This window comes from Bradyrhizobium sp. USDA 4501, assembly GCF_054062115.1.
Genome location: NZ_JBSSEX010000001.1, coordinates 6,966,313 through 6,990,541 on the forward strand (window position 1 = coordinate 6,966,313; position 24,229 = coordinate 6,990,541).

The following is a 24,229-nucleotide window of genomic DNA, read 5'->3' on the forward strand; positions in this document are numbered from 1 at the left end:
TGTCCACAGAGCCACGCGCAGCTTCTCGACAAGACGTCAACAGCGTTGTCCCGGGATTGTCAGCGTCTGTCGCACAGCCGCTCCACAGCGGCGTCCACCGGTTATCCCGTCTTGAGACAAGGCCGCTGCCCACCGCAGACCCACAGCTTCTCAACACGCCTGTCCACAGCTTGTCCCGCGGCGCGCGGTGTGTCGTCTACGAGAACAGCGCGCGATGGTCGGCCAAAATCGCCCGCGCGGCATTGTGGCCGGGGGCGCCGGTGACGCCGCCGCCGGGATGGGCGCCGGAACCGCAATGGTAGAGACCCTTCAGCGGTCCGCGATAGTCGGCATGGCCGAGCATCGGCCGTGCCGAGAACAACTGGTTCAGTGTCAGCGCACCGTGAAAGATGTCGCCGCCGAGCAGGCCGAATTGCCGCTCGAGGTCGAGCGGCGACAGGACCTGGCGGCCGATCACGCTGCCTGCGAAGCCGGGGGCGTAGCGATCGACGGTTGCGATCATCAGATCGGCGACCTCTTCGCGATGATCGTCCCACGATCTGCCGTCGGGCAGTTGCGGCGCGACGTGCTGGCAGAACAGGCTCGCGACATGCTGGCCCGGCGGGCTCAGGCTGTCGTCGAGCGTCGAGGGGATCAGCACCTCGACGACCGGAGCGCGGCTCCAGCCGAATTCGCGCGCATCGTGCCAGGCGCGATCCATGTAGCCGAGGCTCGGAGCGATGATGATCCCCGCCGTGAGGTGATCCCCTAGGCCGGGCAGCGCGGTGAACGGGGGCAGGGCACTTAGCGCCACATTCATCCTGAACGTGCCGGACCCGTTCCGCCATCGTGAGATGCGCGCGCGAAACTCGGGCGCCAATGCGCCCTCCGGCACCAGGCGTGTGTACAGCAGCTTCGGATTGACGTTCGAGACGACGTATTTGGCGCGCACGGTCTTGTCATTGTCGAGGACGACGCCGACGGCGCGCTGCTTCTCGACGATCACCTCGCTGACGGCAGCATCGGTTTCGATCTCGACGCCATGGCTGCGCGCGGCACGCGCCATCGCCTGGGTGATCGCACCCATGCCGCCGATCGCGTGGCCCCAGACGCCTTTCTTGCCGTTCACCTCGCCGAACGCATGATGCAGCATCACATAGGCCGAGCCCGCCGCGTAGGGGCTGGCATAATTGCCGACGATGGCATCGAAGCCGAACAGCGCCTTGACGAGGTCGTTTTCGAAACGCTCATCGAGCATCTCGCCGGCCGATCGCGTGAACAGGTCGAGCAGATTGCGCTGCTGTTCCAGCGACAGCCGGCGCAGGATGTTGGCGGTGCCGAGCGCGTTGAAGGCCTCGCTGATCGCGTCGACACCAAAACCTTCGACGAGGTTCGGCGGCGGGCGCAGCACGAATTGCCGCAGCACGTCGGCGATGGCTTCGAGTTCCCCTGAGAACACGCCGATTGCGGCCGCGTCCTTGCGGCTGAGCTTTTCGACCGACTCCCGGGTCCGGCCTTCGCCGGTCAAAAGATAGCTGCCGTCGGGCGCGGGGAGGAAGTTCTGCGCGCGCCGCTCGACGATCCTGAGGCCGTGATCGGCAAGTTTCAGGTCAGACACGATCTGCGGATTGAGCAGGCTCACCGTGTAGGCGGCGACCGAATTGCGGAAGCCCGGGCAAAATTCTTCGGTGACCGCGGCGCCGCCGACCACCCTGCGGCGTTCCACGACCTTCACGCGCAGCCCGGCCATCGCGAGATAGGCCGCGCAGGTGAGGCCGTTGTGCCCCGCACCGATGATGACGACGTCTGTTTCGTTCATGTCCGCTTCAAGAAGCAGTGATTAGAGCATGTGCTGTGGCGCCGCAGCGCCGCGTCGTCAAGTCCGCGTGACCGCCGTTTCTTGTCCGTGATAGTGCCGTATGCTCAACTGAAATCCTCCGGTGGGGTGCCACCGGACTGTCCGCCTCCGGCGCCCGCCGGGTCCATGCCGGAGCTTTCATGACGTCTGAGCCGACCGCCTCGCGCAACCGGCTGGTGCTGGTTGTCTACACCGCCGCGATCTTCGTCAGTGCCCTGTTGCTGTTCTCGGTGCAGCCGCTGTTCACCAAGATGGTGCTGCCGCGGCTCGGCGGCTCGCCGGCGGTGTGGTCGGTGGCGATGGTGTTCTTCCAGTCGCTGCTGCTCGGCGGCTACGCCTATGCGCATCTCCTGATGAAGCTGAACGGCCGTATTGCGCCGGTCGTGGTGCATCTGGTGCTGCTCGTCGTCGCGTTGCTGACCTTGCCGCTGGCGATCAGGAGCGGCTGGGGCGAGCCGCCGACGTCCGGCTATGCGATCTGGCTGCTCGGCCTGTTCGCGGTTTCGATCGGCCTGCCGTTCTTCGCGCTCGCCGCCAACAATCCGCTGCTGCAGGCCTGGTTCGTGCGCACCGGACATCCCAATGGTCCCGATCCGTATTTCCTCTACGCATCCTCGAACATCGGCAGCTTCCTCGCGCTATTGTCCTATCCGGTGCTGCTCGAGCCGATGTTCACGTTGCGCACCCAGAACCTGATCTGGACCGGTGGTTATGGTCTGCTGATCATTCTGATCGCAAGTTGCGGCGTGCTGCTGTTGCGGTCGCCGGCCAATGCCGCCGCGCTCGACATGCAGGTCGATGACGCCAATGCGCCGGCGCCGTCCTGGCCGCTGCGGGCGCGCTGGATCTTCCTCGCCGCGGTGCCGTCCGGCCTCTTGATCGCGGTGACGGCGCATATCTCGACCGACGTCGCCGCCGCGCCCCTGCTGTGGGTGCTGCCGCTGTCGCTGTATCTCTTGACCTGGGTGCTGGTGTTCCAGTCGCGGCCGCTATTGCCGCACAAATGGATGCTGCGGGCGCAGCCGCCGGCGATTGCCGGCGTCGTGATCCTGCTTGCGGTCGGCGGCGAGCAGAACCTGCTGCTCACGCTCGGCGGCCATCAGCTCAGCTTCTTCATCATCGCGATGGCCTGTCATGGCGAGCTCGCGCGCACCCGCCCAGCGGCGAAATATCTCACCGGCTTCTACGTCGCGCTGTCGTTCGGCGGCATGGTCGGCGGCCTGTTCGCGGGGCTTGTAGCGCCTTTTACTTTCTCGTGGGTCGCCGAATATCCGATCCTGCTGGCGCTCGCGGCGCTATGCCGTCCGCCCGGCGGCGCGGAGCGGCTGCCGCGCTGGAGCGCCTGGTACTGGCCGTTCCTTGCGGTGCTGGCGGTGGCGCTGATCGCGCCGAGCTATTCGGCCGGCGACATCTTCAACTGGTTCGATGTGCACCGGGTCTGGGTGATCGGCGCGGTCGGCGTGCTCTCGGCGCTGCTTGCGCTCGCGCTGAACGCCAATCGCTGGAAGATCTTCGCCACCGTCGTGGTCGCGTTGGTGGTGCTGCGCGCCTATCCATCCGACGACGGCCGCGTCGAAACCGTGCGCAGCTTCTTCGGCGTGCACAAGATCGTGGTGACGCCGAACGGGCAGTATCACGTGCTGATGCACGGCACCACGATCCATGGCGCCGAGAAGTTCAAGAACGATGACGGCACGCCGGTCGCCGGAAAGCCCGAACCGATCAGCTATTATTACAAGGATGGCGGCATCGGGCGGGCGATCACTGCAATCCGCGAGCGCAAGGGCGCGCCGCTGAAAGTGGCGGTGATCGGGCTCGGTTCGGGGACGCTGACCTGCGCGTCGGCCCCCGGCGAGGACTGGCGCTTCTTCGAGATCGACCAATCGATGGTCGATACCGCGCGCGATTCGAAATACTTCACCTACATCCAGAACTGCGAGCCGAACCTCAAGCCCGTCATCGGCGACGCGCGGCTGACCTTCGCCAAGGAGCCGGACGGCGCCTACGATCTGATCATCGTCGACGCCTATTCGTCGGACGCGATCCCGATCCATCTCGCGACCGAGGAGGCGATGGCGATCTACAAGGAGAAGCTGGCGCCGCAGGGCGCCGTCGTGATGCACGTCTCCAACCGTCACCTCGAACTTGCCAGCGTCGTGGTCGGCATTGCCGACGCCAACGACATGAAGAGCTGGGTCTACAGCGAGGATTCCGGCCGCGACAACGAGTACATCTTCTCGACCTCGGTCGTGGTCTCCGCGCGCGAGGAGGAAGACGTCGGCAAGCTCGCATCGTCGGATGTCTGGACCGAGACCGAAGCCGACGAGAAGCAGCGGGTCTGGACCGACGACTATTCGAACGTGCTGGGCGCGGTGTACCGCCGACTGCGCGACGGCGAGCAATAGGACCTGCAAGCCGAGCCAATCGCGGCGGCTTCCGCGCGATAATTCTCTAGCGATCGGCTACCAGCAGTCTGGCGAACTGGGGCTTGACGATCGCGGCAAACATTCCGGGATCGTCGAAAGCCCTCGCCGAGAGCATTGCCCCATGAACCGATGCCATCAGCATCTGGGCCTCCTCGTGCGGCCGCTGGTCCAGCCGGAACAGATGCTGTTCCGCGCCGGCCTGCAGCACCGAGGTGAGCCATCCCGCAAGATGATGGAAATGGGCGCGGACGCGCGATGCGACCTCGTCCGGCAGCATCGGCATCTCGCCGGCAAGCATCGCGCAGACGCAGAACGGCAGCGAGGCATCGCCGATGCACGCCTGCCAGAAGTTCACGTAAGCCTGCAGTTGGTCGGCCGGGCTTGCGAGTTGCTCCCGAAGCGACTTCAGGCCCAGCTCGGTCTGCTGCCGGTAGCGATCCACCAGCGCCGAGACCAGCTCGGCCTTGGTCGGGAAGTGATGGTGGATGCTCGCCTTCCGGATGCCGATGGCGTCCGAGATGTCGGCATAGCTAAAGCCGTTATAGCCCCCCGCGACGATGAGGGGCTGCGCGACGTCGAGAATTTTTTCAGAAGTCGAAGTCATCACGTTCACGTCATGCCTACCTTCCAGTAGGTAAATTACAAAGATAGATCAAGGCCTTCCTCTCCACACAGGGCGTCCAAGCGCCAGATTGACTGGAATCCATCAACTACCTACTAGTAGGAAGACAACAAGGAGCCCTGTCAATGCAAAGCCACCTTTCGACCCAATCCACTTGGCTGCGATCCTATTATCTCGGGCGCGCCATCTTCTCGGTCGCCTGGGTCGCCGCCGCCGTTCTGTTTAGCGGCCAAGCCGGCCCTGCCGCGGTTCTGCTCGTGATCTACCCGGCGTGGGACGGCATCGCCAATCTGGCTGATGCCCGGGTCAATGGCGGCCTGAAAGCCAACCCATCCCAGGCCCTGAATGTCGCGGTCAGCGCGATCACGACGCTCGCCGTGATCGTGGCGCTCCGCCACAGCAGCTATGCCGTCCTCGCCGTGTTCGGGGTTTGGGCGATCCTCGCGGGCGTGCTGCAATTGTACACCGGCGTCAGGCGCTGGCGTCATTATGGCGCGCAATGGGCGATGATCCTGAGTGGCGCACAGTCGGCACTCGCCGGCGGCTACATGATCAGCCTGTCCGTCGGTACCGTTGCGCCGACCATTCTCGACGTCGCTCCCTATGCGGGCTTCGGCGCGTTCTACTTCTTGCTTTCCGCAATCTGGCTCGTTGCCACCGGCTATCGCCACGCGCGCGCCTAGAGTCAAAGCAAGAAGCTGGAGCTCCGTTCCGATTCAATCGGAACGGAGAGCTGTCCGGCAGCACCGGAGAGCGCGAACTCGCCTTCAGCGCGACGCGACTATTTGTTCTCTGGCGGCGCCGCACTCGCGGAGGCGGGCGTCGAGGCGGCGAGCAGCGGCATCGTCGGCGTGCTCTCGCCGGCATCCTCGTCGAGGAATCGCTCCACGCCGGCCTGGATCGACGACTTCGCGCTGTCCGGGCCGCGGTCGCTGAGATCGTTGTGCTGGAATTCGGTTCTGACCACCTTGATGCCGAATCTCGCACAGGTCTCGTCGTCGGGCACGACGCCGGGATCGGCCTTGAACACCGGATCCCTGGAGCGGAACGAGAGGATCTTGATCTTGCCGTCGGTGATGAAGGGGACGCGCAGATTGTCCAGCGTGACGACCTTCTTGACCAGGTCGGGGTGCTGCTTGGCGAAGAACATCGAGATGTCGCCGCCGTTGGAATGGCCGATCAACGTCAGCTGGCGATAGTTTGCGTTCGGGTAGAGCTTCTTGAGCTCGTCGATCGCATACATGATGTTGAAGACGCCGCGATTGTACTGCATGCGGCGGCCGACATATTCCTCGCCGACCTTGGTGACCATCGGCGCGTCGGTGTCGAGATCATGCTGAATGCTGACCACGAGGTAGCCGCGCGACGCGAACAAATTGGTGAGGAACGAGTACTCGGTGTTCTTGACGGTGTTGCCGTGGCTCAGGATCGCGACCGGCAGCTCGATCATCTCGGCCATCGCCTGCATTTGCCGGTCGCGGCGCACCGCGACCTCGACCGTGACGTCGCGGTCGTCGCGCAGAACGTCGTGGAACGTCAGCGTCGTGTGACGGATGGCCCATCTGTCCGTCGTGAAATAAGCGGCCATCGCCACGATGCACAGGCAAAGGACAATGATGCCCCGTTTCATGTCGACCTCTGATCTAGCCTACGTGACCCGCGCTTCTCGCCCTGATTTCATCGAGCATGCCGCATGAATCGGCCTCCAGGGGCCAGGCGGGCGCTTGTGCCGCCGAATATCGGGCTAGTTTTACAATCAGATGACGACGCGACGACGGGCCACGGCGCACGATGACGGGCGCCCTTTGCGAAGGTCACAAGCGGGTGAGGGGAGCGTGAACTGACGGCGCCCTGCCTGCGGCGCCGTCACGGATCAAGAGCGTGCGGCAGATTTCTTTTGACGCGTTTTCTTCACGCGAACCGGCGCCTACTTCGCTCGAAAACGCTCTAATCCTGATAGGTGTTGCCGTAGAAGCCGCGCGGCTGATAGGCGGGGCGCGGCTGGTAGTAGCCCTGCGGCGCCGGTGCGTAGCCCTGATTGCCGTAGTACTGCTGCTGCTGCTGGCCATAGGCCTGCGCATCGTAGACGCGGCGGCTTGACGGCGGTGCAGGATAGCGGCGATCGGTCGAGCTGCCGTCGGCCGGATAGATGTAGCCGTCATCGGTGCGGGCCTGCGCCGGATAGTCTCGCGGCTGCGGCGTCAGCACGACCGGATCGCCGGCGGCGGCGGTGCCGTACTGCTCGTCATATTGCTGCGGCGCGCGGCGGGCGACGGCGGTGCCATTGCGCCCACGCGGATTGCGCGCCAGCGCGACCTGCGACGAGCCGGTCAGCGTCACGGTGGTGTTGAGCACGCCTTCCTTCTGGACCAGCGAGTAAAGCGTGGTTGCGTTGTCGCGCGACAGCCGCACGCAGCCATGCGAGGCCGGCGTGCCGAGGCGGCTCACCGAGTCGGTGCCGTGAATCGCGTGCCCGATCTTGGTGAAGAAGATCGAGTGCGGCATCGGCGCGTCGTCGAATTCTTTGGAGTAGTGATCCTCTTCCATGCGGAAGGCGCGGAAGCTGCCGTTCGGCGTTTCGCGCGACGGGATGCCGGTCGAGACCGGCCAGTGATAGCGCGCGACGCCGTCGACCGCGACGGTCATCTGCTGGTTGTCCTTGTCGATGGTGATATCGACCTTGGCCTGTGCGGCGCCGGCGGTGAAGAGCATCACGGACGTGAACGCAATGAGGAACGAACGCATTTTTACCTTTGGCCTCCAGGCCTGCTCGCGAAGCCGCGGCTCTCCGTCCCCGGCAATCAATATGCACGGAATCCGAACTTGGTTCCAGTGGCGGGCCAAGGCCGTGATCAATCGCCATGGTTAATCCCGCGCGCGGCGCAAACAAGGCCGGAGCCGGGCTTGCCTATCACGGCGAGCTGACTTTTTCGCGAGCAGGCCGCGACCACGGCCCAGTTGGCCTCCGACGCGCAACCATTTGGCCGCATGGGCGTTTAACAAATCCCCGCCCGGCGGCGCGTTCGCGCCGCGCATCAAGGAATCCAGATGAACAACACCAAGGTGAAGACCGCGGCCGTCGTCCCAGCCGGCCTCTCCGCGCGGCTCCTGCTTGCGGCCGCAGCCCTCGCTTTGACGCTGGTCGCAGTCCCCCACGCCGGCCATGCCCAAGGCATCGTCCGCGGCGCCCACGAGGGCGCCTATGAGGGCAACCGGGTCGCCGGCCCGGTGGGCGGCGTGGTTGGCGGTGCTGTCGGCGCCGGCGTTGGTGGCGCCATGGGTGCGGTCAAGGGCGTGTTCGGCATCCCGGATCGCGGCTACCGCCGTGGCCACCGCTGCCGCGGCTATTACCGCCACGGCCATTTCCACTGCTATTGATTGGGATTGTCATTCCGGGGCATGCGAAGCATGAACCCGGAATCTCGAAGTGACGGCGCGAGATTCCCCGATGCGCAATTGCGCATCTGAGGTTCGCGCTAAGGCGCGCCCCGGAATGACTTGCTTGCAAGTCAGTTCTTCAGCCGGTAGCCGGTCCTGAAGATCCACGCCACGATGGCCATGCAGGCCACGAGGAATCCCACGGTCATGCCGAGGCTCAGCGGCACGCTGACATCGGCGATCTCGTAGAAGCTCCAGCGGAAGCCGGAGATCAAATAGACCACGGGATTGAGCAGCGTAATGGTGCGCCAGCCCGACGGCAGCATGTTCACCGAATAGAAGCTGCCGCCGAGGAAGGTAAGCGGCGTCACCACCAGCATCGGGATCATCTGCAGCTTCTCGAAGCCGTCGGCCCAGATGCCGATGATGAAGCCGAACAGGCTGAAGGTGACCGCCGTCAGCACCAGGAAGGTCAGCATCCACACCGGATGCTGGATATGCAAGGGTACGAAAAGCCCGGCCGTCGCCAGGATGATCAGGCCGAGGATGATCGACTTGGTGGCGGCGGCGCCGACATAGCCGATGACGATCTCGAAATAGGAGATCGGCGCCGACAGGATCTCGTAGATCGTGCCGACGAATTTTGGGAAGTAGATGCCGAACGAGGCGTTGGAGATGCTCTGCGTCAGCACCGACAGCATCACGAGCCCCGGCACGATGAAGGTGCCGTAGCTGACGCCCTCGACCTCGGTGATGCGCGAGCCGATCGCGGCGCCGAACACCACGAAATACAGCGAGGTCGACACCACGGGCGAGACGATGCTCTGCAGCAGCGTGCGCCAGGTGCGCGCCATTTCGAACAGGTAGATGGCCCGGATTGCGCGGTAGTTCATGGCGCCCTCACGAGGCTGACGAAGATGTCTTCGAGGGAGCTTTGTTTGGTATCGAGGTCCGAGATGCGGATGCCGGCATTGCGGAGATCGTTGAGCAGGCTGGTGATGCCGGTGCGGTCGCCTTTGGTATCGTAGTCGTAGGTCACGGTGCGGCCGTCGTCGGACAATTCGAGATTGTAGGCAGACAGAACATCGGGAATGGCCTCGAGCTTGTTCTGCAACTGCAGGGTCAGCTCCTTCTTGCCGAGCTTCTGCATCAAGGTCGCCTTGTCCTCGATCAGGATGATCTCGCCCTTGTTGATGACGCCGATGCGGTCGGCCATCTCCTCGGCTTCCTCGATGTAGTGCGTGGTCAGGATAATGGTGACGCCGGAAGCCTGCAGCGTGCGGACCACCTCCCACATGCCCTTGCGCAATTCGACGTCGACGCCGGCGGTCGGCTCGTCGAGGAACAGGATCTGCGGCTCGTGCGACAGCGCCTTGGCGATCATCACGCGGCGCTTCATGCCCCCGGACAGCGTGATGATCTTGTCGTCCTTCTTGTCCCATAGCGACAGGTCGCGCAGCACCTTCTCGATATGGGCGGGGTTCTTCGGCTTGCCGAACAGGCCGCGGCTGAAGCTGACGGTCGCCCACACCGACTCGAACGCGTCGGTGTGCAGTTCCTGCGGAACCAGCCCAATCATCGACCGCGCCGCGCGATAGTCGGCGATGATGTCGTGCCCGCCGATCGTGATGCGGCCCTCGCTCGGATTGGCGATGCCGCAGATGATGCTGATCAGCGTGGTCTTGCCGGCGCCGTTCGGCCCGAGCAGCGCGAATATCTCGCCTTTGACGATATCGAGATTGATGCCCTTCAGCGCCTTGAAGCCGGAGCCATAGGTTTTCGAAAGATTGGATACGGAGATGATCGGCGACATGGAGAGTCGGTGAGCGTGAGGGAGGGGGCGCGCGCGGATTGGGGCCCGGGCAGGCGCGTGATGCGGGTTCAGCCCAGATAGGAACGCACGGTCCGTTCTGCAATCGGTCGGCGAGGGAGAAATTTATTCTGCAGCGTGCACCGCTCCCGCTTGCGGGCAGGGCCATTGCATACGGCGCTTGCGGCCTCTGCAACTCACGTGTCCACCTATCGAGGCCGGGCTCGAACGAGGCTGATAGCCTGCCGCCTCAGGGGCGCACTACCAAAATATCGAAAACAACCCCATGCAAAGGAGCCGGCGGCCGGCGGCGCATATTGCAACTTGACCCGTCGGGCAAATCAGCGGTAATCTTCTATTATTCCGAAATCGTGGAGGCGCCGCTCGCCCCGGGGACATCGTATACGGGCGGGAGGGGACGCAGTTCCGACGCCCAGATATTCAATCCAATCAGTGCTTCTTGGCTGATTTCGCCGGCTTCTTGGCGGCGGCCGTCGGGGCAGGGTGCGCGGGCGGCGCGCTGTCGGCGACCTTCGCGACCAGCATGATCTGCACCTGGTTGTTGACCGGCGCGTTGGGTTTGGTCGGGTCGAGCAACTGCTCCTCGCCGAGCCCGACCGACTGCAGGCGCTTCGCGGTGATCTTGAAGGTGTTGACCAGGATGTCGCGGATCGCGTCGGCGCGCCGCTGGCTCAGCAGCACATTGTTCTCGCGTCGTCCGGTCGATTCGATGTGGCCGACGATCAGGAAGGTGTAGGGCAGCAGCGAGGAGTGCGTCAGCGCATCGGCGATCCGCCCGACCGTCTGATACGACTCCGGCAGCACGATCGGCGTGTCGACGTCGAACGCGATGTCGACGTTGAACGTCGGCAGCTTGGTCAGGTCGGGAGCGATCGGCGGCCGCTTCGAGGGCGGTGGCTCGTTCTTCGATCGCGACTTCGATCGTTCGACCACCTGCTGGCGCAGCGCAGGGACATCGACCTCGGCATCTGTCTCAAAATGATTGAGCTTGGCGATGACGTCGTCGCGTGTGATGGCGGTCTGCGCCGGCGCTGGCGCAATCGACATCGCCAGCAAAGCCAGCGTGCCCAGCAGGGCCAAAAGGCCAGGATCGCGCAAGCCTCGCCTCGACAGCCGCATCATTGATACCCCGCGTCATTGATCGCCTGGGTGCAATTGCGGCTGAGGCCCTTGGCGCTGACGAGGCAGGGCACCGACTTGCTGGTCTCCTTGGTCGAGCCGCCGCAGACCTTGACGATCTCGCGGGTGCAGGCATTCGCAACGGTGACGCGCGCCGCGATCCGCTTCTGGATCGCATCGAGGGTGGAGAAGTAGCTCTCCTTGCACTGCGGCGAGATCACGTCGCGGTTGCGCGACAGGCATTCCTTGAGGCGGTTGGAGTCGAGATTGACGCCGCGGCAGTTCGCGGTGATGTCTGCACCGCAGGCCTTGGCGAGCTGGGCTGCCGAATCGCCAAAGCTCATCGTCTCCGCGACCGCCAGCGACGGCGCGGTGAGCGCGATGACAAAAAGGAAAAACCTCCCCCGGACCATGGATCCATCTCAACCCATGAAATCAACTGGGGTCAAGGGCTACCAACAGAGAAGACCGCCAAAGAAGGTCGCCAAAGAAAGGTCGCTATGTCACACCCGTTGCACAAAGCTGTCGACCACCTTCTTCTCGCCGGCCTTTTCGAAGGCGATGGTCAGCTTGTTGCCGTCGATCTTCACCACATGGCCGTAGCCGAATTTCTGGTGAAATACCCGGTCGTCCAGCGAAAAATCCGACGTTGTGCCGGTGGACTTCGCCACCAGCTCGCCCTCGATCACGACAGGGCCGCGCTTGGTGCGATTGAAGCTTTCGGAGGAAAAGGAGGATTGCCGCTCCTCGAAGCCGCTGCCGCTACGGCCCCCGCCGCCGCGGTTGCGGTTGGCCTGGGCGCGCTGCCAGCCCGGGGTCGAATAGCTCGAGCCGAATGATTCGAGGTTGTCGAAGCGCGAGGCGCCATAGCCGCCGCTGCCGCCCCAGCCCGATCCGCCCTTGGATTCGGTGATTTCGACATTGTGCGCCGGCAGCTCGTCGAGGAAGCGCGAGGGGATCGTGGTCGACCAGGTGCCATGGATGCGGCGGTTGGTGGCGAAATAGATCTTGGCGCGGCGGCGCGCCCGGGTCAGCCCGACATGGGCGAGGCGGCGCTCCTCCTCGAGCCCGGCGCGGCCCTGTTCGTCCAGCGTGCGCTGGCTCGGAAACAGGCCTTCCTCCCAGCCCGGCAGGAACACGTTGTCGAATTCCAAGCCCTTGGCCGAATGCAGCGTCATCAGCGACACCGCCTCGTCGCCGGCCTCGCCGTCGCGGTCCATGACCAGCGAGATATGTTCGAGAAATCCTTGCAGGTTCTCGAATTCCTCCATCGAACGCACCAGCTCCTTGAGGTTCTCCAGCCGGCCCGCGGCATCAGCCGAGCGGTCCTTCTGCCACATCTCGGTGTAGCCGCTCTCGTCGAGCACGATCTCGGCGAGCTCGGTGTGCGAGGTGACCTCGCGCTGGGCGCGCCAGCGGTCGAACTGCATGACGAGATCGCGCAAGGAGCCGCGCGCCTTCGGCTTCAGCTCGTCGGTCTCAACCACGGCGCGCGCCGCCTCGAACAGCGGAATGCGGCGCTTGCGGGCATGGTCGTGCAGCAGCTGCACGGTGGCGTCGCCGAGCCCCCGCTTGGGCACGTTGACGATGCGCTCGAAGGCGAGATCGTCGGCGGGTGAATTGATGGTGCGCAAGTAGGCCAGCGCATCGCGGATTTCGGCGCGCTCATAGAAGCGCGGCCCGCCGATCACGCGGTAGGGCAGGCCGAGCGTGACGAAGCGGTCCTCGAACTCGCGCATCTGGAACGAGGCGCGCACCAGGATGGCGACGTCGTTGAGGTTTTCGCCCGCGCGCTGCAGTTCCTCGAGCTCCTCGCCGATCGCGCGCGCTTCCTCTTCCGAATCCCAGGAGCCGGTGACGGTGACCTTCTCGCCGTCGACATCCTCGGTGCGCAGCGTCTTGCCGAGGCGGCCTTCATTATGCGCGATCAGATGCGAGGCCGCGGCCAGGATGTGGCCGGTGGAGCGGTAGTTGCGCTCGAGGCGGATGACCTTGGCGCCGGGGAAATCGTGCTCGAAGCGCAGGATGTTGTCGACCTCGGCGCCGCGCCAGCCATAGATCGACTGGTCGTCGTCGCCGACGCAGCAGATGTTCTTGAGAACGGCCTGCTCCCTCTCCCCGTCCTTCACGGGGAGAGGGTCGGGGTGAGGGGCTCTATCCTCGAGCTCAGTCCGCGGAGAGTCCCCCTCACCCGGCGCGCCTTGCGCGCCGACCTCTCCCCGCAAGCGGGGCGAGGTAAGCTCGCCCGGGATCACCGCCGAGAGCGGCTGGCCCGGCCGCGACGGCGCCTGCGACAGCAGGCGCAGCCACAGATACTGCGCGACGTTGGTGTCCTGATATTCGTCGACCAGGATGAACTTGAAGCGGCTCTGGTACTGCCGCAGCACGTCTGGATTTTCGCGGAACAGCCTGATGTTCTCGAGCAGCAGGTCGCCGAAATCGGCCGCGTTGAGGATCTTCAACCGCTCCTGATAGGTCGCGTAGATCTTGCCGCCCTTGCCGTTGCCGAACGAGGCGGCTTCGCCCGCCGGCACCTGCGATGGCGACAGGCCGCGGTTCTTCCAGCCGTCGATCAGGCCGGCCAGCATCCGCGCTGGCCAGCGCTTGTCGTCGATGTTCTCGGCCTGCAGCAATTGCTTCAGCAGCCGCACCTGGTCGTCGACGTCGAGCACCGTGAAGTTGGATTTGAGCTGCACCAGCTCGGCATGGATGCGCAGGATGCGGCCGCCGATCGAGTGGAAGGTGCCGAGCCACGGCATGCCCTCGACCGCCTGGCCGAGCATCTGGCCGAGCCGCAGCTTCATCTCGCGCGCCGCCTTGTTGGTGAAGGTCACCGACAGGATCTCATGCGGCCGCGCGCGGCCCTGGCTCAGGATATGCGCGATGCGCGTGGTCAGGACGCGTGTCTTGCCGGTGCCGGCGCCGGCAAGCACCAGCACCGGACCGTCGAGCGTCTCGACCGCCTCGCGCTGCTCCGGATTGAGGCCGTTCAGATATTGCGGACCGGCCGCCGCCCGCGCACGCGCGGCGATGCCGCCAGCCGCCGGCTGGTGCTCGGGAACGCCGTGATGGGGCAATTTGCTCGGCTCGGTCATTGGCGAATCGTCTCGGCCCCACGATGGCACCGCAGGATGGTGAAGGGGAGCCTTCTTAACAGGGATTGAAGGCCATATAGGGCCTGATCGGCCATTTTGACAGGTTTTATCGCGGCTGGCGGGAACGCTTTTGGCAGCAGCCCGCAGTCAATCGCGGTTCCGGAAATCGGCGAAAATTTCGCGGTTTCATGCTCAGGAACCAGCATTTCCCCGCCGGATTGTTTCAACAGGTGCGGCGCCGGGCAGAGGTTCGCGCCGAGCTACAACAGGGAAAACGAAGCGGAGTTTTGATCATGCTGAGCTGGGTCGTCACGTTCCTGGTCATCGCCCTGATCGCGGGCATTTTGGGCTTTGGCGGCATCGCCGGCGCCTCCGTCGAAATCGCCAAGGCGATCTTCTTCATAGCCGTCATCCTGTTTCTGGTGTCGGCGGTGGTCGGATTGGTACGCGGCCGCACAAGGGTCTAGCGAGGCCGCGAACCGGCGGCGGCTTCGCTTGAAAACGGCAAGTTATTTCGCCGAGGGCATCGCCACGTTGCGGCCGATGCCCTCGGGACGCGATACGCCCACATAGCTGTCCACGATCGCTTGCGCGCGGGCGCGGATATCGGGCGGAAACGGCGCTACCTTGCGCGTCTCCATGTCGATGTGCAGCGTGAGATTTTCCGAGGTCGCGGAGAGCCAGCCTTCGGTGGCATGGCGCAGCTCCTCGAACGTGTGCAGCCGCTTCTCGTCGGCGCCGAGCAGGTAGACCTGGACCTGCACGGGATCGCCGAGATGAATCTCCCGGAGATAGCGGACGTGGCACTCGGCGGTGAAGGTCGAGCAGTGCCGCGCCTTCATGTAGTCCGGCCCGATGCCGAGCTGCAGCCACATCTCGTCGATGGCGCGGTCGAACATCACGTTGTAGTAGGCCATGTTGAGATGGCCGTTGTAGTCGATCCATTGCGGCTCGATCTGCATCACCGAGGATCTGAACGGGGCCGATGGAAGCGGCATCTCGCTGGTGGCAGTCGCTGAAGTCATGATCCGTCCCCGGTTCGTTGGCGTTCGAGCATGAGCTTTTCTGTGACTCCGGCGTCCACTTTTTCAAGTCAGGCTCTCTTGACCCCTTATACAAGCTTTGCCACGGTCGGCTAAAGGTGGGAGGAAATTTGACGTGGCGACAACGATTTCGGGCAATGTGACGCGACCTGATCCGCAGGCCCTGAAGCGCGCGATCGACGCGCTGGCGGCGCGGTTCGGCAACCGGCTCGTCACGTCGCAGGCGGTGCGCGAGCAGCACGCCCATACCACCACATGGCTGCCGACCCAGCCGCCGGACGCCGTCGTGATGGCGCAGGAAACCGCCGACATCCAGGACGTGGTGCGAATCTGCGCCGCCAATCGCGTGCCGGTCATCGCCTTCGGCACCGGAACCTCGCTCGAGGGGCAGGTCAATGCGCCCGCGGGCGGCATCTGCATCGATCTGCGCGACATGAACAAGGTGCTCGAGGTGCATGCCGAGGACCTCGACTGCGTAATCCAGCCCGGCGTGACGCGGAAGGCGCTCAACGAGCATCTGCGCGACCAGGGCCTGTTCTTTCCGATCGATCCCGGCGCCGATGCCTCGCTCGGCGGCATGACCTCGACCCGTGCCTCTGGCACCAACGCGGTGCGCTATGGCACCATGCGCGAGAACGTGCTGGCGCTGAAGGTGGTGCGCGGCGACGGCGAGATCATCACGACAGGCACGCGCGCCAAGAAGTCGTCGGCCGGTTACGACCTGACGCATCTGTTCGTCGGCGCCGAGGGCACGCTCGGGATCATCTCCGAACTGACCATCCGCCTGCGCGGCATTCCCGACACCATCGCGGCGGCGGCCTGTTCGTTCGACACGGTGCGTGGCGCCTGCCAGGCCACGATCCTTGCGATCCAGACCGGCATTCCGGTCGCCCGGATCGAGCTGCTCAATGCCGCGCAGGTGAAAGCCTGCAACAGCTACTCAAAGCTGTCGCTGCCGGAGACGCCGCTGCTGCTGCTGGAATTCCACGGCAGCGAGGTCGAGGTTGCCGAGCAGTCGAAGAATTTCCGCGACATCGCCGCCGAATGCGGCGGCGGCGACTTCACCTGGACCACCAAGCCGGAAGACCGCACCAAGCTGTGGCAGGCCCGGCACGATGCCTACTGGTCCGTCAAGGCGCTGCGCCCCGGCGACAGCATCGGCGTTGTCGCCACCGACGTCTGCGTGCCGATCTCGCGGCTTGCCGACTGCGTCACCGAGACCGAGGAGGATCTGCAGCGGCTCAACCTGCTGTCGCCGATCGTCGGTCATGTCGGCGACGGCAATTTTCACTGCTCGCTGCTCTGCGACGTCGACAACAAGGACGAGATGGCGCGCGGCGAGGAGTTCATGCACCGCCTGGTCGAGCGCGCCCAGGCCATGGGCGGCACCTGCACCGGCGAGCACGGCATCGGGCAGGGCAAGCAGAAGTACTTGCAGGCCGAACTCGGGCCGGAGGCGCTCGACGCGATGCGGGCCCTGAAGCAGGCCCTCGACCCGCAAAACATCTTCAATCCCGGAAAGATCGTCCCGGCCGCTTGAGGCGTCGTCACGCCGCGCAGCGTTCGCGAGCCCGCGCGCGGCGCGTGTCACGCGCGGAACTTTTCTGCCCGCCCGGCGTCTCTCTTGTGTTGCCGCGATATGTGCGGTGCGCGGAGGGAACGCCGTGATCGGACGGGCAATCGGAATTGCGGTCGTGGTGCTTGCGATGGCGCTGTCGGGCGATGCGATCGCCCGAGGCGGCGGCGGGCACGGTGGCGGCCATGGCGGAGGACATGGTGGCGGCCATGGGCATGGTGGTGGCCATGGCCACGGTGGTGGCCATGGACGCGGCGGGCATGGCTTCGGCCACATGCATTTCGGCGGCGGCCATCATGGCGGGTTCGGCCGCTCGCACGGGATCTCGCGATCAGGCTTCGCCGGCCATGGCGCCTTCGCATCGCGCGGGGGCGGCAATTTCGGCCGGATGCGCAATGCCGCGATCGCACCAGGCCATATGCGCAATGCGTCCAACTCGCTGTCGCGCAACGGCGCATTGCGCAACGGCCGGCTGTTGAGCAACCCTGCGGCGCGTGCGCAGATCGCCGCGGCTGCGGCGCTCGCCGGCTGGCACGGCGGGGCGCTGGCCAACGGCTGGTGGCAGCATCCCGGCGGTGGCTATGGCTGGGTCGGCCCGCTGTTCTGGCCGTTCGCGTACAACGACATCTACGACTACGCGATCTGGGGCGACGACATCGGATTCTGGGGCTACGGCTATCCGGACATCTATGCCGGCATCTTCGGGCCCTATGGGTATGACGATCTCAGGGCCTATCTGCCGGAGCGCCGGACGGGCCGCCGTTACCGCGGCGGTGGGCGCATCGAGCAGATGTGCGGCAATGACAGCCGTTCGGTCGCCGGCCTGCCGGTGGATCAGATCGCGGATACGGTGCAGCCGACCGAAGCGCAATCGGTGGCGCTCGGCGAGCTCGGCAACGCGTCGCTCGCGGCGGCCCAGGTGATTCGCGCGGCATGTCCCGCGCAGGTGGTGTTGACGGCCCCGAACCGCCTCGCCGCCATGCAGCAGCGGATCGAAGCAATGGTCACCGCGGTCGGAATCGTGAAGCCTCCGCTGGACAAATTCTACGGCCTGCTCGATGACGAGCAGAAAGCGCGGCTCAACGCGCTTGCCGAGAACCAGCGCAAGGAAGCCGCGGCGCGCGATCCGAACGCGACGGTCGCCCAGAGCTGCGGCGCCGCACAGCCGGCGATGCAGGAATGGCCGACCGGCGAGATCGAGGCGCGGCTGCAGCTCAGCGACGCCCAGCGCGGTGCGCTCCAGGCACTGCAGGATGCCAGCGCCGACGCCGCGCGGAAGCTGAAGGCCGCGTGCCAGACCAATGAGGCGATGACCCCGCCCGCACGTCTTGCCTTCGTCGCCAAGCGGCTCGACGTCATGCTGCAGGCGGTCAAGGATGTCCGCGCCGCGCTCGAAAATTTCTACGCTACGCTCAGCGATGAGCAAAAGGCGCAGTTCGAGGCGATCGGGCCGAAACGATCGGCTTAGAGCCTCGGCGGTTCGCGTGAAAACGCGGCGAGCGAAATCCCCGCAGCCTCGGCCCTGACGCAATCAGAACCGAAACGGGCTTTATTCCATGAGTTCGACATCAATTCGCGCGCGGATCGGCCGCGGGTGTGGCCGCCGGGCCATAGTGTGCACCTCTTGCTCGGCACCGAGTCGACTCTGCGGTTCACAGGTTGCGCCAAGGCCAGCTATGTTTGCCGTGCTTTCAAGGTGCAGCGATGTGGTGGTTCAGCAAGGACGAGCACAAGGATATCTGGGACGATCCCGTCGCGCACCCGCTCGGCGACATCGAAGCTGCGCAGCGGATCCGTGCGATCTGCCGCGATGCCGCCGGCTGTGCCGAGGCGGTCGGCTCGCCCGACAAGCGCTCAGCGAAGAAGCAGCAGATCGAGCGTGATCGCTACGAGCGTGCCGCTAAGGTCGCGATGGAGACCGCGATGAGGATCTCCGACGAGCTGGTGCGAGATTCCGCGGTGCGCGAGATCGTCGGTCTCTGCATGAGGGCCAACAACATCAAGACGGGGCGGGCGTTGCTGCGCGCCATCCACGCGGGCTCGATCAAGGCGGAGGTCCTGAGGGAGCATCCGACGCTCGAGGGCGAGCAGGCCTGAAGTCGTCCGGTAGCCCGGATGGAGCGTAAGCGAAATCCGGGACGGTTCATCAACGCGCGAGAAATCCCGGATTGCGCTTCGCTTCATCCAGGCTACGCAGCTGAGTCGCCCTAAATTTGTAGCTCCGTCATTGCGAGGAGCATAGCGACGAAGCAATCCATGCTTCCGCATACGCCACACGATGGATTGCTTCGCTTTGCTCGCAATGACGGAGGATCGTGCGTAGCCCGCATGAGCGAAGCGATATGCGGGAACGTTTCCCGGGTATCGCTTCGCTCATGCGGGCTACGGACTGATCTCACCAACCTCTACGCCTGTCCGCCGAGCGTGCGGACCGCTTCGTCGACGCTGTGGAAGACATGGTCCCGCGGCAACACCTCGTAGAGATCGAAGCGCTCGAACGCATCCTGCGCGCGCTCGGATTCGAGCCGCGCCACCGCCACCGTCACGCCCTCATCGCGGCATTCGCGAAATAGGTCGCGCAGCGCTTGCGCCGCCGTGAAATCGATCTCGATCATGCCGCTGGCCTCGATCACCAGCAGCCGCGGCTTGGGCGTCGCCCCGCCGATGGCCTGGAGCACGCCGCTGTGGAAGCTTTCCGCGTTGAGGAACGACAATGGCGCCTGCAGGCCGACGACGGCAATGCCGGGCGTGCGCTCGCCTGTGACGTGCGGGCCCGTCGGCCACCAGATCGTGGTGCCGGGCACATGGACGAATTCGGCCAGCTGGCCGCGCGTCGTGGTCCAGATGCCGTGCAGCAGCGACAAGGCGATGCCGACGGCGACGCCTTGCTCGATCGGCAGCACGATGATCGCGGCCGCCGTCGCCACCACCAGCAGGAATTCATAGAACGACTGGCGGAAGATCGCGACGATCTGCTTCACGCGGATGATGCGCAGCGCCACGAACAGCAGCACGCCGCCGAGTGCCGCGTCGGGCACGTGCTGCAGCAGCGTTGCGCCGAAGGCGAGCAGCGCGAGCACGATGGCCGCGGCAAACAGCCCCGAGAGCTGCGTGCGTCCGCCGGTCTCCGACACGATGCCGGTCCGCGGCGGGCTGGCGTTGACCGGAAAGGCGCCGAACAGCCCGGACAGCAGGCTGCCGGCACCGGCGCCGAGGAAGTCGCGATCGACGTCGGCCGGCTTGTCCGGATCGGACAGGAACGAGCGCGTCGTCGCCGCGGTCTGCACCATGACGACAACCGCGATCAGGATCGCCAGCGACAACAGTTTGATCCATCGCTCCGGCGCGATGTCCGGAAACGATGGCGTCGGCAGCGTCCCGGGCACGGTGCCGACCGCCTTGACGCCCTTGCTTTCGAGATGGCCAGCGATCACGGCGACGGTGGCCACGACAAGGCCGATCAGCGCGCCCGGAATGCGTGCGCTGATCTTCTCCGATCCGGCGACCAGCGCCAGCACGCCGAGGCCGATCGCCAGCGTGTAGAAATTGGTTTGACCGATCTCCTCGGTGAGCACCCCGAGCTTGTAGAGCGTCGGCCCGTCCGGCGTGGTCAGGCCGAGCACGCCGGGTAATTGCGAGACCAGGATGTGGACCGAGATGCCGGCGAGGAAGCCGACCGTCACCGGGGTCGACAGTAAATTGGCGATCCAGCCGAGCTTGAACAGGCTGCCGGCGATCATGATCGCGCCGACCATCAGCGCCAGCGCCATCGCCAGTGCCTGATAGTCCGGCGAGCCGGCGGTCGCCATCAACGCGAGTCCGCCTGCGAAGATCGGCGTGATCGTGGAGTCGGCGCCGCAGGACAGGAAGCGATTGGCGCCGAACATCGCAAAGCCGATAGAGCCGGCCATGAAGGCGAAGAAGCCGATCTGCGGCGAGAAGCCGCCGAGCCGCGCGGTCGCCATCTGCTCCGGGATCGCAATCGCGGCGAGCGTCAGCCCGGCGATCAGGTCACCCGGCAGGTCGCTTGGCCGGAACGCCCTGAGCGAACGGAAGACCGGCCAGCTGGCGCGTGTCTGACGATCCTGGCCCATCGGTGCCCCGTGAGGATTGCGGCGATTCCCCGATAGTCCGACATGGCGCGGCCAAAAGCCAGCCGACGGCACCCTGCGTCGGCGTGAAGGCCTAGCCGATATTTTGCAGCGCCGGGAAGGTTTCCAGCAGCCAGACGCTGACGCTCGAGACTGCGCCGGTCAGGAAGCCGATGCCGGTGACCACCATCAGCACGCCCATCACCCGCTCGACGGTGTCGAGATGGCGCTTCATCCGCGCGAACAGCGAGGAGAACTGCTTGACCATGAAGGCCGCAAGCAGGAACGGGATGCCGAGCCCGGCGGAATAGACCGCGAGCAGGCCGGCGCCCTTCGTCACCGTGGCCTCCGCGGCCGCGATCGAGAGGATCGCGGCGAGGATCGGCCCGATGCATGGCGTCCAGCCGAAGGCGAAGGCAAGGCCCATGACGTAGGCGCCCCACAGCCCGACCGGCTTCGGCGCGGTCAGCCGCCCCTCGCGCATCAGCAGGCCGATCCGGGTCACGCCGAGGAAGTGCAGCCCCATGATGATGATGACGATGCCCGCCAGGATCGAGAGCTCGGCCGACCAGGCGCGCACCAGCCCGCCGACGAAGGAGGCGCTGGCGCCGAGCGCGACGAACACGGTGGAGAAGCCGAGCACGAACATCAGCGCCGCCGTCATCACCGCGCGCTTGGAAGCCGCGGTGGCGCCGTCCTGGTTGACCTGCTCGATGGTCGCGCCGGTCAAATAGATCAGATAGGGCGGCACCAGCGGCAGCACGCAGGGCGAGAGGAAGCTGACCAGACCGGCGATCAGGGCCGCCGGGATCGAGACGTCGTGCATCAATGAAACCTTCGCAGAATAGCGCTCCTGTCTTGGCGTCTATGCGGCCAACAATCCAGAAGTTTCGTCGTCGCAGCCTTCAACTATGGTCACAGGCCCGTGTGCGGGTCGACTCTCGTGGCGGGCGCGGAATGACGGTGAGGCGAGCACGCCGCGCGGCTCCCACTCTCGCAAGGGGGAGGGAACCCTTCCGGCGGTGCCTCGCTCACGCGTCAATCACTGATGCCCATTTTTGACCTGCAAGCGGCACCACACATTCGCTGTCGTCCCCGCCTGGTGCGCAATTGCGCGCGGGGGGCCGGGACCCATAACCACCGCTGAACTTGGTTGCGCGACGCTGGAATGACGAGTCCCACCGACAACATCGGCCGCGGCGTATGGGTCCCTGCTTTCGCCAGGACGACCATGTGGAAGCAGTGAGCGCATCACGACCGCAGTCACCAACATCATCGGCGCTTGGCTGGACGTGGCGTCTCGAACTCCCTGCCGCGAATGCGTACCAGGTCGTCGGCGGAATTCGTCAGCAGCACAACCGTGGCTGCGCGTGCCGTCTCCGCATCTCCGGCGGCGATCGCGTCCAGCACCGCGCGGTGCTCGCGCAGCGCCCGCGGACGGTGCGAGCCCGGCGCTGCGATCGTAAAACTCCGGCGCAGCGTGATCTCGAACATCTGCGCGATCGGCCAGAAGAATTCGTTGCGGGTGGCGAAATAGATCGCCTGGTGGAACGCGATGTCGGCGGCGACGAACTCCTCGTTGGTCTTCGCCGCGTCCATGCCGTCGCATCCGGCGCGGATGCGGGCGACGTCGACCTCCTCGGCATGGGTCGCCGCGAGCGCTGCCGCGGCCGGCTCGACCGCGGCGCGCAGCTGGAACAGCTTGGCGAGGTAACGGTCGATCTCCGCGGTCTCGAGGTGCCAGCGCAGCACGTCGGGATCGAGCTGATTCCACTGCTCGGGCGGCCGAACCCGCGTGCCGCTCTTGGGCCGCGACTCGATCAGGCCCTTGCCGGTCAAGGTGCGGATCGCCTCGCGCACCACGGTGCGGCTGACGTCCATCATCTCGCAGATCCGGATTTCCGGCGGCAGCGTTTCGCCGACGCCGATCTCGCCGCGCACGATGCTGCTGCCGACGCGGTCGGTGACCTGGCTATGCACGCTCCGACGCAACGCGTTGGATGTCTGGAACATCGAGGGCCTCGCTGCGGTTGCAGCCTGCGCCGCCGCCGAGCCGCGCCCTTGCACAACCGTATCCGTTTTGTCATACATTATGACAAATCGGCTGCCAAGCTCACGCCGTCAGGCGGGTGGCCAACACAATAAAGATCCGTCCCCGGGAGGAGCACCATCATGACGTCGAACCGCGTGAGCCGCCGCATTGTGCTGCAGTCGTCGGTCGCAGCGACCGCGTGGCTTGCCGCCGCGCCCGCCATCATCGGCCGCGCCGAGGCTGCGGTGATGAAAATGCGATGCTCGTCGTCGCTTCCGAACGATCCCAAATACGCCAATGGCCGCGTCTACTACGACAATCTGGTCAAGAGTCTGAAGGCGAACGGACTCGGCGAGCAGATCGAGGTCACCTTCTTCCCCGACAACCAGCTCGGCCAGGAGATCGACGTCATCAACTCGGTGAAGCTAGGGGTGATCGACCTGATGGTGTCCGGCTCGTCGATCTCGGCGAATCTCGTGCCGCTGGTCGGCACCTTCGACCTCGGTTACCTCTTCACCAGCTTCCAGCAGCAGACCAAGGCGTTCGACGCCGGCGCGGCGAAGCCGATCGAGGCTGCGCTGCTCAAGGGCGCCAGCATTCACATCATCGGCTGGGCCTATAATTTCGGTGCGCGCAGCGTGCTGGCGAAGAAGCCGGTGAAGACGCCGGAGGATCTTGCCGGCCTGAAAATCCGCACCTTGCCCAATCCGATCATCACCGAATGCCTGCGGCTGATGGGTGCCGCCGCGACGCCGCTGGCGTTCGGCGAGATCTATACGGCGCTGCAGGCCGGCGTGCTCGACGGCCTCGAACACGATCCGCCGACCATCCTGGCGAGCAAGTTCTACGAGACCGCGAAGCACTATGCGCTGACCCAGCACATCTTCTCGCCGCTCGCGGTCTATTTCAGCGACACCAGCTTCAACCGCATGGCTCCCAAGCTGCGCGAAGGCTTCCTCGACGCGGCGAACAAGGCCGCGATCGACACCCGCGCGCACGGCCTTGCGGTGGAGAAGGAGGCGCTGGCGGCGCTGGTGGAGAAGGGCGTCACCGTCGTCGAATGCGACAAGGAGGCGTTCCGCAAGCGCGTGCTGCCGCAGACCGACAATTTCATCAAGGCGCGGCCCGAGGCAAAGGCCGTCGTCGACCTGATCCGCGCCACCCAGGCCTGAGGTCGGC

General features: G+C 65.2%; 21 protein-coding genes. 8 read left to right on the forward strand and 13 right to left on the reverse strand.

What is annotated here, in order from left to right:
* Positions 1–196: 196 nt before the first annotated feature.
* Positions 197–1,798 carry a phytoene desaturase family protein gene (locus ACVWZM_RS32060; RefSeq protein WP_456855562.1) on the reverse strand — a complete coding sequence of 534 codons (1,602 nt, stop codon included), beginning with the start codon at positions 1,796–1,798 and terminating at the stop codon, positions 197–199.
* A gap of 179 nt (positions 1,799–1,977) precedes the next feature.
* Here ACVWZM_RS32060 and ACVWZM_RS32065 point away from each other — a divergent pair, with 179 nt between their 5' ends.
* On the forward strand, positions 1,978–4,242 hold the full coding sequence (locus ACVWZM_RS32065) for a spermidine synthase (protein ID WP_456855563.1): 2,265 nt from the start codon (positions 1,978–1,980) through the stop codon (positions 4,240–4,242).
* Positions 4,243–4,288: 46 nt separating this feature from the next.
* Here the strand turns inward: ACVWZM_RS32065 and ACVWZM_RS32070 are convergent, their stop codons facing one another.
* A complete protein-coding gene (locus tag ACVWZM_RS32070) occupies positions 4,289–4,876 on the reverse strand; it encodes a TetR/AcrR family transcriptional regulator (protein WP_456855564.1) in 588 nt (195 codons plus the stop codon).
* 134 nt (positions 4,877–5,010) lie between these two features.
* Between ACVWZM_RS32070 and ACVWZM_RS32075 the strand changes: the two genes are divergently transcribed.
* Entirely contained in the window at positions 5,011–5,568 is a 558-nt protein-coding gene (locus tag ACVWZM_RS32075) for a DUF308 domain-containing protein (RefSeq protein ID WP_456855565.1), read from the forward strand.
* 98 nt (positions 5,569–5,666) lie between these two features.
* Here the strand turns inward: ACVWZM_RS32075 and ACVWZM_RS32080 are convergent, their stop codons facing one another.
* A complete protein-coding gene (locus ACVWZM_RS32080) occupies positions 5,667–6,515 on the reverse strand; it encodes an alpha/beta fold hydrolase (protein WP_456855566.1) in 849 nt (282 codons plus the stop codon).
* Between the two features lie 317 nt (positions 6,516–6,832).
* Positions 6,833–7,630 (reverse strand): L,D-transpeptidase, encoded by a 798-nt coding sequence (locus tag ACVWZM_RS32085; RefSeq protein WP_168858432.1) that lies wholly within the window; start codon positions 7,628–7,630, stop codon positions 6,833–6,835.
* 303 nt (positions 7,631–7,933) lie between these two features.
* On the opposite strand from ACVWZM_RS32085, the gene ACVWZM_RS32090 reads away from it, so the two are divergent.
* Positions 7,934–8,263, forward strand: coding sequence for a hypothetical protein (locus ACVWZM_RS32090; RefSeq protein WP_018273009.1), 330 nt, complete (start codon positions 7,934–7,936; stop codon positions 8,261–8,263).
* Positions 8,264–8,394: 131 nt separating this feature from the next.
* Here ACVWZM_RS32090 and ACVWZM_RS32095 read toward each other — a convergent pair whose 3' ends face one another.
* From ACVWZM_RS32095 to ACVWZM_RS32115, 5 genes are all read right to left on the reverse strand, one after another.
* The gene (locus ACVWZM_RS32095; RefSeq protein ID WP_028342160.1) at positions 8,395–9,156 is read right to left on the reverse strand and encodes an ABC transporter permease; all 762 of its coding nucleotides are present in this window, start codon (positions 9,154–9,156) and stop codon (positions 8,395–8,397) included.
* Positions 9,153–10,076 carry an ABC transporter ATP-binding protein gene (locus tag ACVWZM_RS32100; protein WP_018273008.1) on the reverse strand — a complete coding sequence of 308 codons (924 nt, stop codon included), beginning with the start codon at positions 10,074–10,076 and terminating at the stop codon, positions 9,153–9,155. The genes ACVWZM_RS32095 and ACVWZM_RS32100 overlap by 4 nt, the downstream gene beginning before the upstream one ends.
* Before the next feature lie 447 nt (positions 10,077–10,523).
* On the reverse strand, positions 10,524–11,216 hold the full coding sequence (locus tag ACVWZM_RS32105; RefSeq protein WP_456855567.1) for an OmpA family protein: 693 nt from the start codon (positions 11,214–11,216) through the stop codon (positions 10,524–10,526).
* The gene (locus ACVWZM_RS32110; RefSeq protein ID WP_057015016.1) at positions 11,213–11,626 is read right to left on the reverse strand and encodes a hypothetical protein; all 414 of its coding nucleotides are present in this window, start codon (positions 11,624–11,626) and stop codon (positions 11,213–11,215) included. Before ACVWZM_RS32110 ends, ACVWZM_RS32105 begins: the two co-directional genes overlap by 4 nt.
* 90 nt (positions 11,627–11,716) lie before the next feature.
* Entirely contained in the window at positions 11,717–14,308 is a 2,592-nt protein-coding gene (locus ACVWZM_RS32115) for an ATP-dependent helicase (protein WP_456855568.1), read from the reverse strand.
* A gap of 293 nt (positions 14,309–14,601) precedes the next feature.
* Here ACVWZM_RS32115 and ACVWZM_RS32120 point away from each other — a divergent pair, with 293 nt between their 5' ends.
* Complete coding sequence (locus ACVWZM_RS32120) at positions 14,602–14,775, forward strand: DUF1328 domain-containing protein (RefSeq protein WP_016846258.1); 174 nt, start codon at positions 14,602–14,604, stop codon at positions 14,773–14,775.
* Between the two features lie 42 nt (positions 14,776–14,817).
* On the opposite strand, the gene ACVWZM_RS32125 is transcribed toward ACVWZM_RS32120, so the two are convergent.
* Positions 14,818–15,306: a thioesterase family protein gene (locus ACVWZM_RS32125; protein ID WP_456856802.1), complete on the reverse strand. Its 489-nt coding sequence runs from the start codon at positions 15,304–15,306 to the stop codon at positions 14,818–14,820.
* A gap of 160 nt (positions 15,307–15,466) precedes the next feature.
* Here ACVWZM_RS32125 and ACVWZM_RS32130 point away from each other — a divergent pair, with 160 nt between their 5' ends.
* The 3 genes from ACVWZM_RS32130 to ACVWZM_RS32140 all read left to right on the forward strand — a co-directional run bounded on the left by ACVWZM_RS32130 (position 15,467) and on the right by ACVWZM_RS32140 (position 19,024).
* On the forward strand, positions 15,467–16,891 hold the full coding sequence (locus ACVWZM_RS32130) for an FAD-binding oxidoreductase (RefSeq protein ID WP_168858429.1): 1,425 nt from the start codon (positions 15,467–15,469) through the stop codon (positions 16,889–16,891).
* Positions 16,892–17,015: 124 nt separating this feature from the next.
* Positions 17,016–18,395, forward strand: a complete 1,380-nt coding sequence (locus tag ACVWZM_RS32135; RefSeq protein WP_456855569.1) for a Spy/CpxP family protein refolding chaperone — start codon at positions 17,016–17,018, stop codon at positions 18,393–18,395.
* Between the two features lie 236 nt (positions 18,396–18,631).
* Positions 18,632–19,024 (forward strand): hypothetical protein, encoded by a 393-nt coding sequence (locus ACVWZM_RS32140; RefSeq protein WP_057015020.1) that lies wholly within the window; start codon positions 18,632–18,634, stop codon positions 19,022–19,024.
* Between the two features lie 308 nt (positions 19,025–19,332).
* On the opposite strand, the gene ACVWZM_RS32145 is transcribed toward ACVWZM_RS32140, so the two are convergent.
* The 3 genes from ACVWZM_RS32145 to ACVWZM_RS32155 all read right to left on the reverse strand — a co-directional run bounded on the left by ACVWZM_RS32145 (position 19,333) and on the right by ACVWZM_RS32155 (position 23,031).
* Complete coding sequence (locus ACVWZM_RS32145) at positions 19,333–21,021, reverse strand: SulP family inorganic anion transporter (protein ID WP_456855570.1); 1,689 nt, start codon at positions 21,019–21,021, stop codon at positions 19,333–19,335.
* A 91-nt stretch (positions 21,022–21,112) separates the two neighbouring features.
* Positions 21,113–21,844, reverse strand: coding sequence for a cytochrome c biogenesis CcdA family protein (locus ACVWZM_RS32150; RefSeq protein WP_016846251.1), 732 nt, complete (start codon positions 21,842–21,844; stop codon positions 21,113–21,115).
* A 446-nt stretch (positions 21,845–22,290) separates the two neighbouring features.
* Positions 22,291–23,031, reverse strand: a complete 741-nt coding sequence (locus ACVWZM_RS32155) for a FadR/GntR family transcriptional regulator (RefSeq protein ID WP_233475729.1) — start codon at positions 23,029–23,031, stop codon at positions 22,291–22,293.
* A gap of 159 nt (positions 23,032–23,190) precedes the next feature.
* Here ACVWZM_RS32155 and ACVWZM_RS32160 point away from each other — a divergent pair, with 159 nt between their 5' ends.
* Positions 23,191–24,222 carry a TRAP transporter substrate-binding protein gene (locus tag ACVWZM_RS32160; RefSeq protein ID WP_168858425.1) on the forward strand — a complete coding sequence of 344 codons (1,032 nt, stop codon included), beginning with the start codon at positions 23,191–23,193 and terminating at the stop codon, positions 24,220–24,222.
* The last annotated feature ends 7 nt before the right edge of the window (positions 24,223–24,229 follow it).

Bases quoted from the DNA above. Each gene is read 5' to 3' on its own strand.
- ACVWZM_RS32060 (WP_456855562.1), bottom strand. From the start codon at position 1,798: ATGAACGAAACAGACGTCGTCATCATCGGTGCGGGGCACAACGGCCTC.
- ACVWZM_RS32065 (WP_456855563.1), top strand. From the start codon at position 1,978: ATGACGTCTGAGCCGACCGCCTCGCGCAACCGGCTGGTGCTGGTTGTC.
- ACVWZM_RS32075 (WP_456855565.1), top strand. From the start codon at position 5,011: ATGCAAAGCCACCTTTCGACCCAATCCACTTGGCTGCGATCCTATTAT.
- ACVWZM_RS32080 (WP_456855566.1), bottom strand. From the start codon at position 6,515: ATGAAACGGGGCATCATTGTCCTTTGCCTGTGCATCGTGGCGATGGCC.
- ACVWZM_RS32085 (WP_168858432.1), bottom strand. From the start codon at position 7,630: ATGCGTTCGTTCCTCATTGCGTTCACGTCCGTGATGCTCTTCACCGCC.
- ACVWZM_RS32090 (WP_018273009.1), top strand. From the start codon at position 7,934: ATGAACAACACCAAGGTGAAGACCGCGGCCGTCGTCCCAGCCGGCCTC.
- ACVWZM_RS32095 (WP_028342160.1), bottom strand. From the start codon at position 9,156: ATGAACTACCGCGCAATCCGGGCCATCTACCTGTTCGAAATGGCGCGC.
- ACVWZM_RS32100 (WP_018273008.1), bottom strand. From the start codon at position 10,076: ATGTCGCCGATCATCTCCGTATCCAATCTTTCGAAAACCTATGGCTCC.
- ACVWZM_RS32105 (WP_456855567.1), bottom strand. From the start codon at position 11,216: ATGATGCGGCTGTCGAGGCGAGGCTTGCGCGATCCTGGCCTTTTGGCC.
- ACVWZM_RS32110 (WP_057015016.1), bottom strand. From the start codon at position 11,626: ATGGTCCGGGGGAGGTTTTTCCTTTTTGTCATCGCGCTCACCGCGCCG.
- ACVWZM_RS32115 (WP_456855568.1), bottom strand. From the start codon at position 14,308: ATGACCGAGCCGAGCAAATTGCCCCATCACGGCGTTCCCGAGCACCAG.
- ACVWZM_RS32120 (WP_016846258.1), top strand. From the start codon at position 14,602: ATGCTGAGCTGGGTCGTCACGTTCCTGGTCATCGCCCTGATCGCGGGC.
- ACVWZM_RS32125 (WP_456856802.1), bottom strand. From the start codon at position 15,306: ATGCCGCTTCCATCGGCCCCGTTCAGATCCTCGGTGATGCAGATCGAG.
- ACVWZM_RS32140 (WP_057015020.1), top strand. From the start codon at position 18,632: ATGTGGTGGTTCAGCAAGGACGAGCACAAGGATATCTGGGACGATCCC.
- ACVWZM_RS32145 (WP_456855570.1), bottom strand. From the start codon at position 21,021: ATGGGCCAGGATCGTCAGACACGCGCCAGCTGGCCGGTCTTCCGTTCG.
- ACVWZM_RS32150 (WP_016846251.1), bottom strand. From the start codon at position 21,844: ATGCACGACGTCTCGATCCCGGCGGCCCTGATCGCCGGTCTGGTCAGC.
- ACVWZM_RS32155 (WP_233475729.1), bottom strand. From the start codon at position 23,031: ATGTTCCAGACATCCAACGCGTTGCGTCGGAGCGTGCATAGCCAGGTC.
- ACVWZM_RS32160 (WP_168858425.1), top strand. From the start codon at position 23,191: ATGACGTCGAACCGCGTGAGCCGCCGCATTGTGCTGCAGTCGTCGGTC.